14 protein-coding genes are annotated in these 14,017 nt (G+C 58.8%); 10 read left to right on the top strand and 4 right to left on the bottom strand.

Annotation, left to right across the window (positions count from 1 at the left end):
- The first annotated feature begins 101 nt into the window (after positions 1-101).
- From G5182_RS05250 to G5182_RS05240, 3 genes are all read left to right on the top strand, one after another.
- Positions 102-1,277 carry a S8 family peptidase gene (locus G5182_RS05250; RefSeq protein ID WP_227342051.1) on the top strand — a complete coding sequence of 392 codons (1,176 nt, stop codon included), beginning with the start codon at positions 102-104 and terminating at the stop codon, positions 1,275-1,277.
- Positions 1,278-1,390: 113 nt separating this feature from the next.
- Positions 1,391-1,600, top strand: coding sequence for a YgdI/YgdR family lipoprotein (locus tag G5182_RS05245; RefSeq protein WP_129503426.1), 210 nt, complete (start codon positions 1,391-1,393; stop codon positions 1,598-1,600).
- Between the two features lie 169 nt (positions 1,601-1,769).
- Positions 1,770-2,171 (top strand): DUF2541 family protein, encoded by a 402-nt coding sequence (locus G5182_RS05240; protein WP_129503427.1) that lies wholly within the window; start codon positions 1,770-1,772, stop codon positions 2,169-2,171.
- Positions 2,172-2,254: 83 nt separating this feature from the next.
- Here the strand turns inward: G5182_RS05240 and mog are convergent, their stop codons facing one another.
- A complete protein-coding gene (gene mog, locus G5182_RS05235) occupies positions 2,255-2,785 on the bottom strand; it encodes a molybdopterin adenylyltransferase (RefSeq protein WP_005354170.1) in 531 nt (176 codons plus the stop codon).
- Positions 2,786-3,167: 382 nt separating this feature from the next.
- Here mog and G5182_RS05230 point away from each other — a divergent pair, with 382 nt between their 5' ends.
- The 7 genes from G5182_RS05230 (at position 3,168) to proX (ending at position 9,432) form a co-directional block, all read left to right on the top strand.
- Positions 3,168-3,503: a DUF3135 domain-containing protein gene (locus G5182_RS05230; protein ID WP_139410235.1), complete on the top strand. Its 336-nt coding sequence runs from the start codon at positions 3,168-3,170 to the stop codon at positions 3,501-3,503.
- 235 nt (positions 3,504-3,738) lie between these two features.
- Positions 3,739-4,536: a threonine/serine exporter family protein gene (locus G5182_RS05225; protein ID WP_216953003.1), complete on the top strand. Its 798-nt coding sequence runs from the start codon at positions 3,739-3,741 to the stop codon at positions 4,534-4,536.
- Positions 4,533-5,000, top strand: a complete 468-nt coding sequence (locus G5182_RS05220; RefSeq protein WP_026035076.1) for a threonine/serine exporter family protein — start codon at positions 4,533-4,535, stop codon at positions 4,998-5,000. Before G5182_RS05225 ends, G5182_RS05220 begins: the two co-directional genes overlap by 4 nt.
- Before the next feature lie 24 nt (positions 5,001-5,024).
- Positions 5,025-5,519 carry a type 3 dihydrofolate reductase gene (gene folA, locus G5182_RS05215; protein WP_227342053.1) on the top strand — a complete coding sequence of 165 codons (495 nt, stop codon included), beginning with the start codon at positions 5,025-5,027 and terminating at the stop codon, positions 5,517-5,519.
- Between the two features lie 561 nt (positions 5,520-6,080).
- A complete protein-coding gene (gene proV / locus G5182_RS05210; protein ID WP_216953005.1) occupies positions 6,081-7,277 on the top strand; it encodes a glycine betaine/L-proline ABC transporter ATP-binding protein ProV in 1,197 nt (398 codons plus the stop codon).
- A complete protein-coding gene (proW, locus tag G5182_RS05205) occupies positions 7,274-8,437 on the top strand; it encodes a glycine betaine/L-proline ABC transporter permease ProW (protein ID WP_227342054.1) in 1,164 nt (387 codons plus the stop codon). The genes proV and proW overlap by 4 nt, the downstream gene beginning before the upstream one ends.
- Positions 8,434-9,432, top strand: a complete 999-nt coding sequence (gene proX, locus G5182_RS05200; protein WP_227342055.1) for a glycine betaine/L-proline ABC transporter substrate-binding protein ProX — start codon at positions 8,434-8,436, stop codon at positions 9,430-9,432. The genes proW and proX overlap by 4 nt, the downstream gene beginning before the upstream one ends.
- Before the next feature lie 93 nt (positions 9,433-9,525).
- On the opposite strand, the gene G5182_RS05195 is transcribed toward proX, so the two are convergent.
- Genes G5182_RS05195 through G5182_RS05185 form a run of 3 tightly spaced genes read right to left on the bottom strand, consistent with a single transcriptional unit; the run spans position 9,526 to position 13,824 of the window.
- Positions 9,526-10,320, bottom strand: a complete 795-nt coding sequence (locus G5182_RS05195; RefSeq protein WP_421254236.1) for a phosphoadenylyl-sulfate reductase — start codon at positions 10,318-10,320, stop codon at positions 9,526-9,528.
- A complete protein-coding gene (cysI, locus tag G5182_RS05190; RefSeq protein WP_255909814.1) occupies positions 10,310-12,034 on the bottom strand; it encodes an assimilatory sulfite reductase (NADPH) hemoprotein subunit in 1,725 nt (574 codons plus the stop codon). Before cysI ends, G5182_RS05195 begins: the two co-directional genes overlap by 11 nt.
- The gene (locus G5182_RS05185; RefSeq protein WP_421254235.1) at positions 12,034-13,824 is read right to left on the bottom strand and encodes an assimilatory sulfite reductase (NADPH) flavoprotein subunit; all 1,791 of its coding nucleotides are present in this window, start codon (positions 13,822-13,824) and stop codon (positions 12,034-12,036) included. Before G5182_RS05185 ends, cysI begins: the two co-directional genes overlap by 1 nt.
- Positions 13,825-14,017 lie beyond the last annotated feature (193 nt).

Raw genomic sequence — 14,017 nt, 5'->3', positions numbered from 1 at the left:
GAGGCCGGACAGATGTCCGGCCTTTTTGTATCCGCTCGGACCTGCGCCAGCCTGCCACTACACTTTGCTGGTGGCTATCAGGTCGATGGAAGGAGTGGCTGATGAGACGGATATGGACAGGCCTGCTGGTGGCAGGCGTACTGGCACAGGGGGTAATGGCTGCCGAACGGGCTCGTTATCTGGTGCAACTCAAGCCGGGGGCGGAGGCCGCTGTGCTGGCCCAAAGCAAAGGGATGGGGGGCGAGCTGGCCCTGCAACTGCCCGAGCAGCATGCGCTGGCGCTCTGGTTGCCAGCTGCTGCAGCGACAGCGCTGGCGCGCAACCCCAACGTGCTGTGGGTGGAGCCGGATGCCAAGCGTTATGCCAGTGCCGAGACCCTGCCTTATGGCATTCCCATGGTACAGGCGCCACAACTGAGCGATGGTATGGCCGGAGAGGTGCTGGTGTGCATCATTGACTCTGGCTATAGCGGCAATCACCCGGATCTGCCCCATGGGGCGCAGGTGCAGGGTAGTGACAACGCTGGTACTGGCAGCTGGAGCAGTGACGAAAACGGTCACGGCACCCACGTGGCAGGCACCATAGCCGCCATTGGGGGGAACGACATGGGCGTGGTCGGTGTCTTGCCGAATCAGAGTGTTCCGCTGCACATCATCAAGGTGTTTGGCGCCAACGGCTGGGCTTATACCTCCAACCTGGTGGGGGCCCTCAATGCCTGCAAGCAGGGGATGAGCAGTCGTGGCTTTACTCGCATGGTCATCAACATGAGCCTAGGGGGCAATGTGCCCAGCAAGACGGAAGAGCAGGCGTTCAATCAGGCTTACAGCCAGAATGTGTTGAGTGTGGCGGCGGCGGGCAATGCGGGCAACACCAGCAAGTCCTATCCCGCCTCTTACAGCAGTGTGGTGAGCGTGGCTGCTATCGATAGCAGCAAGCAGTTGGCTTATTTCTCGCAACGCAACGATCAGGTGGAGCTGGCGGCCCCCGGTGTTGCTGTGCTGTCGACCGTGCCGAGTGGTTACGCCAGCTACAGCGGTACCTCGATGGCGACCCCTCATGTGGTCGGGGTCGCCACCCTGGCCTGGTCACAGCGGCTGGAGTGCAGCAATGATCAACTGCGCCAGACCCTGCGCAGCAGCGCCCAGGATCTGGGGGCTGTCGGACGGGACAACAGCTATGGCTATGGTCTGGTGCAGGCCAGAGCCGCGGCAGATCGGCTGGCACTTGGCTGTGGTTCCGGTACCGGTAGCAGTGGCAAACCGGGTGGTCGCAAGTAACTGATTTTTGATGGTGATCTCACTTTATTGTGCAAGTTTCCGACTGCCTGCCGGATTGGAGTAGGCTGGATATGACACCCTCGTGGTGAGGGTGAAAGGAGAAGAGTGCGCCTATGAAAAAACTGATGATGATCCTGGTGTGCGCCCTGGGGCTGGTAGCATGCAGCTCCCAATACATCATGAGCACCAAGGATGGCAAGATGATCACCACAGAGAGCAAGCCCAAGCTGGACGAGAGTACCGGTATGTATCGCTATTACGATCATGAAGGGCGTGAGGTGATGATCAATAAAGAAGATGTGACCCAGATCATGGAGCGTTGAGCGCTCATATGCAGTCAGGGCCGCAATATGCGGCCCTTCACATTTTTACCGGCAAATCTCTCCATTTTCTCAGGCAATCGCACCTCTTTCGCCACAAATGCGCGTTCGGGTACAGCTTCCGTTATGGTTCGGTCCGTATTATTGCACTCCGTTTTTTATTGGAGGTGTTATGTCCCTGATGTCTATCTGGAATTCCCGTTTTTCCGCGCGCACCCTGCTGGGTGGTGTCTTGCTGGTGGTGGCGTCAGCCAGCCATGCTGGCGATGATCAGTTCACGCTGGGGCGGACTATTTTGCTGGGGGCCGGTGATCATGGTGCGACAATTCCTTTGGTGATTTGCCGTCAGACCAAATATATCAAGGTGAAGGCGGAACGTGATTTGACCCTGGATCGGGTGGTGGTGACCTATGGTGGTGATCGTACCAAAACCATTCGCTTCGATCGGGAGATGAGCAGTGATAAAGAGACCGAGTGGAAATCACTGGGTTCGCGTCGTTGTGTGAAAAAGATCGAAGTGTACGGTAATTCAGAGCGCAGCAAAGCGGGCGTAAAAGTATTCGGCCGTAAATAATCGATGCATTTTGTCTGCACGAACAGATGAGCTAAAAATAATGGCGAGCCGTTGCTCGCCATTATTTTTTATGGTCGGCTTTGCTATTTTTTCGGCCGAAATGGCTTGATGACAGTTTCATCGCACTCAAGATACGGCCCTTCCATCAAATCGATGCAGTAGGGGATGGCGGGGAATACTGCATCCAGACACTCGCGGATCGATTTGGGCTTGCCCGGCAGATTGACGATCAGGGTATCGTCGCGCAGCCCGGCAGTCTGGCGCGACAGAATGGCGGTCGGCACAAACTTGAGGGATTCGGCCCGCATCAGCTCGCCAAAGCCCGGCATCATGCGATCACACACCGCTTCGGTCGCTTCCGGCGTGACATCCCGCTTGGCCGGGCCGGTGCCGCCTGTGGTGACGATGAGACAACACTGCTCTTCATCCGCCAGCCGGATCAGGGTCGCTTCAATCTGATCCTGTTCATCGGGGATCACCTGATAGACAGGTTCCCACTCCGAGGTCAGATAGGCGTTCAGGGTGTCGATGATGGCCTTGCCGGAGAGGTCTTCATAGATGCCCGCGCTGGCGCGATCGCTGACGGTGACAATACCGATTTTTGCCTTGCTCATGGTCTGCTCTTGAATGTCCGATAAAAGTGGCAATTAAAATAACATAATCAGTGAGATATGTTAAATCGTCGGAAGGAGCTACTGGTCATTTTATGGATGATAAAGAGTCGAATGAAGCAAAATTAATTTATCCCGACTTTTATTGGAAATAAAAAACATAAAAAAGCAGCCTAAAATGTCTAAGTGTTTTGCATGCTCTTTCTTTTTTAAGCAAATGTTTGTTTCTGCATGTTATTTCAATGGATGATTTTCATCATGGTTGCCATTTTAATAACGATTACCTGAGTGGTGTGGTGAGCTCTTTGCCGCTCGGTCGTATATAAAGTTTTATATGGCTGGTTCCTCAAGTTGTAGAGCCAGCAATAGTCGCCAAGGAGGGCATATGGAGTTGCCTGATTTTGACACCCTGAAGGAGTTGGCTGCGAGTGAGCCTTCCCGGCTGGATGCGATCCTGAGGCAGCAGATAGACCAGTTGATGGCCCGGGCTAGCCCGGATCAGCAGCGCCGTCTGCGCGGATTGCAGTTCAAGATTGATGGTCAGCGTCGGCTGGCTAAAAACAATCTAGACAGCTGTATCCGGATTGCCAACATGATGCGGGAATCCTTTTATCTGATGCGCAGCGAAATGATCCAGTTCAGAGAAGAGGGAGAGCCTCCGCCTGAAAACGATGGCAGTGGTAAAATAATCCGTCTGGCGGACTATCGACGTCGTAAATAATCTGCAAGAAACTCCTTGGTTGATATTTCAGCCAAATCGGTGAGGTCATAATAAAGGGAATTGCTGACGACCTGATTGTTATGGTTTTTAATGTTAGTCGTAATGTATTTGTGATGTAATCTCTTTTCTCCTTCTTGTAATAAATTATTAGTCAGGTTGTGATTGAGGTGGATGAATAACGGTAAAAGTTAGGCTAATATGGCCGAAATTTTTATTGCTACGACTCGAAGGGATTATGAGAAGTATCACACCAAGACGGGTGTTGTCGCGGGAGCAACAGACAGAGATCACCCGCATTATCGTCAAGGTGGGTCAGTTGTTGGCCCAGTTCGGGGCGGAGAGCCGGATCATCGAACAGACCACGGTGCGACTGGGGATGGCGCTGGGGTTGGAGAGTGTCGAAATGGCTATCTCGTCGAGCGCCATTGTGCTCACCAGTCTCTATCAGGGCAGCTGTGTCACCACTACCCGGCGGGTGCGTGAACATGGCATCAACATGCAGGTGGTGTGCGAAATCCAGCGGATCTGCATCATGGCGGAGAAAGAGCTGATCGGCGCACGGGAAGTGCGCCAGCGCCTCGAGGCCATTGTCCCCTTCCATTATCACCCCTGGCTGGTGGTGCCCATGGTAGGGCTCTCCTGTGGAGCCTTTAGTCTGCTGTTTGGTGGTGATTGGCCCATCTTCCTGGTGACCTGCTTCTCGTCTGCCGTCGCGATGCGGGTGCGCCAGCTGATGGCCCGCCATCATCACAGTCCGCTCATCAACTTTGCTGTAACCGGCTTTATCGCCACCTTGCTCTCCTCCAGCGCCACCTTCTTCAACTGGGGTGACCAGCCCTATCTCGCCATGGCGGCCAGCGTGCTGTTGCTGGTGCCGGGCTTTCCGCTGATCAATGCGGTCTCAGATATGGTGAAGGGCTACTTCAACATGGGCTTGGCCCGCTGGGGGACTGCAACCCTGCTGACCATCAGTGCCGCCATAGGTATCATTTTGGCCATGTCGGTCACCGGGATCTGGGGGTGGAAAGTATGATGGATTTGCTCTGGCTACTGGCCAAGGATGCCTTCTGGTCCTCCATCCCGGCGGTGGGGTTTGCCATGCTGTTCAACGTGCCACCACGGATGCTGAAGTATTGCGCCATGGGCGGCGCGCTGGCCCACAGCCTGCGTACCTTGCTGATCCACTATGGTATGCCCATCGAGTGGGCGACGCTGGCGGCGGCCACCACGGTCGGCTTTGTCTGCGTCTACTGGTCGCGCCGTCTGCTGGCGCCGCGTCCGGTGTTCAGCGTTGCCTCCATCATTCCGATGATCCCGGGCAGTTATGCCTTCAAGACCATGATTGCGGTGGTAGAGCTCAACATCAACGGCGTGACCATGGAGTTGATCCAGAGTGCGGTGGAGAACGGCCTCAAGGCGCTGTTTATCGTCGGCGCCCTCAGTTTCGGTCTAGCGATTCCTTCCTTGGTCGTGTATCGTAACCGCCCCATTATATGAATGGTGAAGTGAGAGATTGATACCGTGAAGATTTCCATGATTGCCGCCGTGGCTCAAGACCGTGTGATCGGCAAGGACAACCAGATGCCCTGGCATATGCCGGCCGATCTGGCCCACTTCAAGCGGATCACCCTCGGCAAGCCGGTGCTGATGGGACGCAAGACCTTCGAATCCATTGGTCGTCCACTACCCGGGCGCCGTAATCTGGTGATCAGCCGTAATCCTGAGTATCGGGTTGATGGTGTAGAAGTAATTGATTCTGTTAAGGCTGCATTAGAACTATTGAGTCATGACGAAGCTGTGGAGGAGCTGATGGTGATCGGTGGTGGTCATCTGTTTGAACAGCTCTTGCCGAAGGCTGAACGCCTCTATCTGACCCAGATTGAACTTGAAGTTGAGGGCGACGCCCATTTTCCAGTGTTGGATCATACCGACTGGGAGCTATTGGAAGAAGAGTCTCATTTAGCTGATGAGCGGAACGCTTATCCCTACCGCTTCGAGACCTGGCAACGCCGGTGAATTATGGCATGCGCTAATCGATAGCCACTAAAAAGCCCCTTGTGTTGCACAAGGGGCTTTTTTCGCACGGGCTATTTGCCAGAAGCTCCGTGCCAGCAGGCCGATGGTCCAGAGGTGGCAGGGCGATCTCATCACGGCGTGTGAATGCACCTTCATCCTCTGCTCTGCCCCTCCTCTGCTCCTTTTCTTGTCCCCCAATCTATCCTCATTGTGACCAATAAATGGTTAGATATGTAATTATTTGGTCGCTGTTGCTTATCTGGGTGGCATGTCATGCTTTTACCTCCATCAAACTGCCTTTGCTTGCTCTTTTTTGATTGTTTTTGATGATTTTCCCCAGTGAATCTTCGTTTTATATGGAAAACTTTATGGATAAAACCAGACTTTGTCCGTTTTTTGTCGATATAAATAACTGATTAAAATCAAATGCTTATTTTGGCGTTAGCTTGCTGGGACTCTATTGGTTCTTTTGTTTTGGTTGTCTATTGCTTAGTGTAATAAGTAATTGGTTCGCGTTCGACGGTTTGCCTGGCAAGTCGTCGGCCAAGAAAAAAGGACAATATGACAGTCAAACTCGAGGTTAAATCACTCTACAAAATCTTCGGCGATCAGCCGGAAAAAGCGTTCAAATTGCTGGCGAAAGGGCATGACCGCGCCAGCATCCTGCAAAAAACCGGGCAGACCCTGGGGGTCCAGGATGTCAATCTGGCCATCGACGAAGGGGAGATCTTCGTGGTGATGGGCCTCTCCGGCTCGGGCAAATCCACCCTGGTGCGTCTCTTCAACCGGCTGATCGAGCCAACCCGCGGCCAGGTACTGATCGATGGTGAGGACATCGCCGCCATCTCCGACGGCGAGCTGCGTCAGGTGCGGCGCAAGAAGATCAGCATGGTATTCCAGTCCTTCGCCCTGATGCCGCACCTGAGCGTGCTGGAAAACACTGCCTTCGGGCTGGAGCTGGCCGGTGTGCCGCTGGCGGAGCGCCAGCAGAGCGCCCGCCAGGCGCTCCATCAGGTGGGGTTGGGTCAGTGGATCGATGCCTTCCCCGATGCCCTCTCCGGCGGCATGAAGCAGCGGGTCGGCCTGGCTAGGGCGCTTGCCAACGACCCTGACATCCTGCTGATGGACGAGGCTTTTTCGGCGCTGGATCCGCTGATCCGCACCGAGATGCAGGACGAGCTGCTCAAGCTGCAGGCCAGCCAGCAGCGCACCATCGTCTTCATCTCTCACGATCTGGACGAGGCGATGCGTATCGGCGATCGCATCGCCATCATGCAGGACGGCCAGCTGGTGCAGGTCGGCACCCCGGACGAGATCCTGAACCAGCCCGCCAATGACTATGTGCGCGCCTTCTTTCGCGGGGTGGATCTGGCCAACGTGTTCAGCGCCCGCGACGTGGCCAGCCGCAAGCAGATGCCGCTCATCAAGAAGCACACCACCGACGGGCCGGGCAACGCCCTGCGCCAGCTCAAGGAGCAGGAGCGGGAGTTCGGTTACGTGGTGGATCGCCGGCGTCGCTTCATCGGGGTCGTCTCGGTGGAGTCGCTCGGTCATGCAGTCAGGGCCAAAGGCAGCCTGGAGCAGGCGCTGCTGGCGGACATCCGGCCCATTATGGCGGACACCGCCCTCAACGAACTGATCAGCCAGGTGGCGGCCGCCCCCTGTCAGGTGCCCGTGGTCGAGGAGGATGGCACTTATCTGGGCCTCATCTCCAAGGCCAACCTGCTGAACACCCTGGACAGGAGTACCCCGGCATGAAGCTGATGAATCCCAATTTTTTACTGAGCGGGCTGCTGGCCCTGGTGCTGCTGGCGAGCCCCGCCCTGCGTGCCGATGAGGTGGCGGCCGACCCTTGGGGCGCCACGGCTTCTAGTGCCACCGAGGTGGCCGATCCCTGGAGTGATACCGCCACCGCCGCCACCGCCGCCACCGACTGGCAGAACCAGATCGAGACGGTGGATACCACAGCTGCCGTCGACTGGCTGGATCCCTTCCAGCAGGCGTTGGTGCCACTGGACAGCTGGGTCGAGGATGGCATCGGCTGGCTGGTGGACAACCTGCGTCCCGTGTTTCAGCTGATCCGTGCACCGGTGGAGCTGGCGCTGGGCGGCATGACCCATCTGCTGCAGACGGTACCTTCCACCCTGATGATCGGTCTGCTGACCCTGATCGCCTGGCAACTGGTGAACGCTCGCATGGCGCTGGGAACCCTGTTCTCGCTAGTGGTGGTGGGCCTTATCGGCGCCTGGTCCGATGCCATGGTGACCCTGTCGCTGGTGCTGACCTCGCTGTTCTTCTGCGTGCTGATCGGGCTGCCGGTCGGCATCCTGCTGGCGAGGAGCGAGCGACTGTCGCGCTGGACCCGGCCGCTGCTGGATGCGATGCAGACTACCCCGGCCTTCGTCTACCTCATCCCCATCGTCATGCTGTTCGGTATCGGCAACGTGCCCGGGGTGGTGGTGACCGTCATCTTCGCGCTGCCGCCGATGATCCGGCTGACCATGCTGGGCATTCGCCAGGTGCCTGCGGATCTGGTTGAGGCGGCCCACTCGTTCGGTGCCAGCCCCTCTCAGCTGCTGTTCAAGGTACAACTGCCGCTCGCCATGCCCACCATCATGGCCGGGGTCAACCAGACCCTGATGCTGGCACTCTCCATGGTGGTGATCGCCTCCATGATTGCGGTGGGGGGCCTCGGCCAGATGGTGCTGCGCGGCATCGGCCGGCTCGACATGGGGCTCGCCTCCATCGGCGGCCTCGGCATCGTATTGCTGGCCATCGTGCTCGACCGCCTGACCCAGGCGATGGGACAGCCGGATTGCAGTCGTACCGGCCGCTGGTATCAGCGCGGCCCCGCCGCCCTGCTGCTGCGCCTGCTCGGCCGCGACAAGTCTATCGATTACAAAGGAGTAAATGCATGAGGCTCATTACCAAGACGCTGACCCTGGGTTCCCTGCTGTTGAGCTCCCAACTGCTCGGCCCGCTCGCCATGGCCAGCACCGAGCTGCCGGGGGAGGGAGTGCGCGTCCAGCCCCTGCAGAGCTCGTTGCCGGAGGAGAGTTTTCAGACCCTGTTGGTCAGCAAGCTGATGGCGCGCCTCGGCTATGACGTCCAGCCGGCCCAGGAGGTGGATTACAACGTGGCCTACGCCTCGGTGGCGCAGGGGGATGGCACCTTCCTCGCCTTCAACTGGATACCGCTGCAAAACAACAAGTATGAGCAGGCTGGCGGCGACAAGGTGTTCTTCCGTGAGGGCACCTATGTGGCCGGGGCCGCCCAGGGCTATCTCATCGACAAGCAGACCGCGACTCGCTACGGCATCACCAATCTGGGTCAGCTCAAGGATCCCAAGCTGGCGGCGCTGTTTGACGGCGATGGCGACGGCAAGGCCGACCTGGTGGGTTGCAACCCGGGCTGGGGCTGCGAAGAGGCGATCAACCGTCATCTGGCCGGGTTCGGCCTGACCCCGACCGTCACCCACAAGCAGGGCAACTACGCGGCGCTGATCGCCGATACCCGTGCCCGTTACCAGGCCGGCAAGCCGGTGCTCTACTACACCTGGACCCCCTACTGGCTCAGCAGCGAGCTGGTGCCGGGCAAGGACGTGGTGTGGCTGGAGGTGCCCGCCGACGGCCCTGATGCGGCCAAGACCCGGCTGCCGAACGGCAAGAACTATGGCTTCCCGGTCAACACCATGCATATAGTGGCCAACAAGCAGTTCGCCGAGGCCAACCCGGCAGCCGCCAGGCTGTTCTCCATCGTCAAGCTTCCGCTCAATGACATCAACGTGCAGAACGGTCTGATGAACAAGGGGCAGAACAAGCCGGCGGATGTGGAGCGTCACGCCGACGCCTGGCTCAAGGGCCACGAGGTGCTGGTGAACGACTGGCTGACCCAGGCGCGCGCCGCCAAGTAATGAGGGGGGGAATGCCACCCTTTTGCGCAAATTAAAACGCCCGGCTGTTGCCGGGCGTTTTTTTATGAAAGCCGTGCGGGTGGACAGCTTGGCTCAGATGCCTGAGCCGTCGTTCTCGCCGTTCTCCTCGTGCAAACCGCACTCGCGTTTGAGGCCGAAGAAGCGGGTCTGCTCCTCGCTCATGCCCGGCTCCCACTTGGCGGTGGTGTGGACATCGCCCACCGAGAGATAACCCTGCTCCCACAGTGGGTGGTAGGGGAGGTCGAACTCCTTGAAGTAGTAGAAGACATCCTTGTTGCTCCAGTCGATCACCGGCAGGAACTTGAAGCGGCCGCGCTGGATGCCCAGCACTGGCAGCTTGCCACGGCTGCCGGACTGCTCCCGGCGCAGGCCGGAGAACCAGGTCTGGGCCCCCAGCTCGCGCAGGGCGCGGTCCATCGGCTCCACCTTGTTGAGCTGGTTGTAGCGGGTGATCCCCTCCACCCCCTGCTCCCACAGGAGGCCAAATCGCGCCTCCTGCCAGGCCGGGCTGAGCTCGGCCCGGTAGACCTTCAGGTTGAGCGCGAGGCGCTCGGTCAGCTCGTCGATAAAGCGGTAGGTCTCCGGGAACAGATAACCGGTATCGGTCAGCACTACCGGCACGTCGGCCCGTTCGCGACTTACCAGATGGAGCATCAGCGCCGCCTGAATACCGAAGCTGGATGAGAGCACATGCTCCCCTGGCAGATTGGCCAGGGCCCAGCGCACCCGCTCGGGGGCACTCATGGTATCCAGCTCGCGGTTGAGGGGCGCCAGCACCTCTGTCTGCTCTTCACGGCCGAGGGCCAGCAGTGCCTGCAGGTCAAGGCGGCCATCTTCAGTGACATTAAGCGGCAGATTAAGCGGCATAGAAGTCCCTCGCAGAATCGATAACGGGCGCAATTACCCCAACCCGGATCACGAAGTCGCCGAAGCACTCACCCTGATTGCGCTCGGTGGCCCAGCGGCCGATCAACGCGTCCAGTTCGGCCAGGATCTGCGGCTCGGTGATGTTCTCGAGGTGCAGGCGCGGAATGCGGGTGCCCTCCAGGTTGCCACCCAGATGGAGGTTATAGCGGCCGGGCGCCTTGCCCACCAGACCCACTTCCGCCAGCATGGCGCGGCCGCAGCCGTTGGGGCAACCGGTGACCCGGAAGATGATGGCGTCATCCGCCAGCCCATGTTTGGTCAGCAGCCCTTCGATGTCGGTGACAAACGCCGGCAGCATGCGCTCGGCCTCGGCCATCGCCAGCGGGCAGGTAGGCAGTGCCACACAAGCCATGGACTGCTTGCGCTGCTCGCTTACGCCGTCATCCAGCAGGCCGTATTGGCGTGCCAGCCCTTCGATGCGGGCCTTCTCGCTGGCAGGCACCCCGGCTATGATCAGGTTTTGGTTGGCGGTCAGGCGAAAATCCCCCTGATGCACCTTGGCGATCTCCAGCATGCCGGTTTTGAGCGGCTTGCCCGGGAAGTCCAGCAGGCGGCCATTCTCGATAAACAGGGTGAGGTGGTGCTTGCCGTCGATCCCCTCGACCCAACCAAAGCGATCGCCACGGCTGGTGAACTCATAGGGGCGAACCGGCCCGAACTGGATGCCAGCGCGGCTCTCCACCTCGGCCTTGAAGGCTTCGACGCCAACCCGTTCAAGGGTGTACTTGGTCTTGGCGTTCTTGCGGTTGACCCGGTTGCCCCAGTCGCGCTGGGTGCTGACCACGGCGGCCGCCACCTCCAGTACGTGGGAGAGCGGAATAAAGCCAAAGTCGCTCGCCTTGCGCGGATAGGTGCTGGTGTCGCCGTGGGTCATGGCGAGGCCACCACCCACCAGCACGTTGAAGCCCACCAGCTTGCCGTTCTCGGCAATGGCCACGAAGTTGAGGTCGTTGGCGTGGATATCTACGTCGTTGTGAGGCGGGATAACCACAGTGGTCTTGAATTTGCGCGGCAGGTAGTTGGAGCCCAGGATCGGTTCCTCATCCTGCCCCAGTTTTTCACCGTCCAGCCAGATTTCCACGTAGGCGCGGGTCTTGGGCAGCAAGTGTTCGGATATCTTCTTGGCCCACTCGTAGGCCTCCTGATGCAGTTCGGACTCCACCGGGTTGCTGGTGCAGAGCACGTTGCGGTTCACATCGCCGGCGGTGGCGATGGAATCGATGCCGGTGCTGTTGAGGGTCTGGTGCATCAGCTTGATGTCGCGTTTCAATACCCCGTGGAACTGGAAGGTCTGACGGGTGGTCAGGCGGATGCTGCCGTAGAGGCTGTGCTCTTCGGCGAACTTGTCGATGATCTGCCACTGAGCCGGAGTAATTATGCCGCCAGGCAGACGGGCACGCAGCATGACGTTGTGCAGCGGCTCCAGCTTCTGGGCAGCGCGCTCCGGGCGGATGTCGCGGTCATCCTGCTGGTACATGCCGTGGAAGCGGATCAGCTGGAAGTTGTCGCCATTGAAGCCGCCGGTGAGCGGATCCTGCAGATCCTGCTCTATGGTGCCGCGCAGAAAGTTGCTTTCGCGTTTCAGACGTTCGTTGTCGGCCAGCGGTCCTTCGACCGGTCCCGCTTTTGGGTGAGAAAGAGGTTGTTTGCTCATCAATAGACATCCCTTTGATAACGTTTGGCACGACGCAATTCGCTCAAATACTCTTCTGCTTCCTCACGGCTCTTGTGGCCATGCTCGGCAATCACATCCAGCAGGGCCTCCTGCACATCCTTGGCCATCTTGTTGGCGTCACCACACACATAGAAGTGAGCGCCTGCTTCCAGCCACTGATAGAGCTCCTGGCCCGCTTCGCGCAGGCGGTCCTGCACATAAATCTTGTTGGCCTGATCCCGGCTGAAGGCCAGGGAGATCTTCGACAGCAGCCCCGATTTCACATAACGCTGCCACTCCACCTGATAGAGGAAATCCTGGGTAAAGTGGGGGTTGCCGAAGAAGAGCCAGTTCTTGCCTTCCGCGCCCTGAGCTTCCCGCTCCTGCATAAAGGCGCGGAACGGGGCGATGCCGGTGCCCGGGCCCACCATGATGACGGGGGTATCTGGGTTGGCAGGCAGGCGGAAGTTGTCGTTGTGCTCCACGAATACCCGCACCTCGCCATCCTCAATCAGCCGATCCGCCAGATAGGAGGAGGCTGCGCCAGAGCGCACTGTGCCATCTTCCTGCGTGTAACGCACCACGCCGACGGTCAGGTGCACCTCCTCTTCGACTTCGCTCTGGGCGGAGGCGATGGAGTAGAGGCGCGGGGTGAGGGGTCGCAGCAGGCCAACCAGCTGCTCGGCCGTGAGGGCGGTCGGGAAACGCTTGAGCACATCCACCACTTGGGCAGAGGCGACCAGTGCATTGACCTGGGCCTTGTCGCCTGCCAGATCTTTCAGCGCTGCATTGCCTGCGATTTCGGCAAGGCCTGTGATAAAGCCGCCGTGCAGCCGGGTCAGTTCGAAGTGACTGGTCAGGGCCGCGCGCAAGGTGCCGTGGGCCGTGGCTTCATCGCCAGAGAGGCCGGTCAGGGCCAGCACTTCGCCCACCAGGTCGGCGTCATTGTCGAACCAGACACCGAGGGCATCTCCCGGCTGATAGGTGAGGCCGGAGTCGGTCAGATTGATCTCGATATGGCGGATATCCTTGGTGGAATCCCGGCCGGTGATCTTCTGATTGACCGACAGGCGGGCAGGGAGGGGATTCTCCTTGCTGTACTGGCTGTGGCCAACCGCCTGCTGCACCGCGCTGGCTACGCTGCTGCTGGCCGCTCCGGTAGAGAGGGTCGTGGCAATGGCGTTGAGTGCCTGTTCGCCCCACGCCTTGGCGGCATCCTGATAATCCACATCGAGGCTGGCGAGTTCATAAATGCGCTCGGCCCCTGCGCTGGCGAGGAAGTTGTCAAAATCTTTGCCGGTCTGGCAGAAAAATTCGTAGGAGCTGTCACCCAGCCCCAGCACCGCGAACTTGAGGCCGTCCAGCTTGCCGATCTTGCCTTTTTTAAGCTGCTCGAACAGATCGACGGCGCTCTCCGGCGGTTCACCCTCCCCGTAAGTGCTCACTACCACCAGCAGATGGCTCTCTTTCTTGAGCTGCTTGGGTTTGTAGTCGGCCATCGACGCGAGGGTGACGGGGAGGCCGCGGGCCTCTGCCTGCGCCTTGATGGCACTGGCGACACCTTTGGCGTTGCCGGTCTGGGAGCCGTAGAGAATGGTCAGGCTGCCGCTGGGCGCAGCCACGGCGGCGCTGGTTGCAACGCCTTGGTGACCGCTCTGGGAGAGGCCGTAGAGATAACCGCTCACCCAGACCAGTTGCTGGGTATTGAGGGTCGAGAGTACCTGACCCAGCTGACGTTGCTGCTCGTCAGAGAGAGGGGAGAGGTTGAATGGGGAATCCTTCAATTGCATCACACGCGTCTTCCATGGTCTGATTTTTGGCCAGATTAAAGGGCGTGTTGGCTAACAACAAAGAATAAAAATATCTTCTTTATTCCATTATTGAATTTATAAAGTGATTTGGTGGTAAAGGAGATAGAAAAACGCCCCGCAGTCGCGGGGCGTTTTTATTGGCTATCACGCTCGGGGTGGATCCCGGCGGGAA

It is taken from the genome of Aeromonas sp. 600948, from assembly GCF_049174875.1.
GTDB classification, from domain to species: domain Bacteria; phylum Pseudomonadota; class Gammaproteobacteria; order Enterobacterales; family Aeromonadaceae; genus Aeromonas; species Aeromonas veronii_A.
This window is presented reverse-complemented; position numbering and strand designations above follow the sequence as displayed.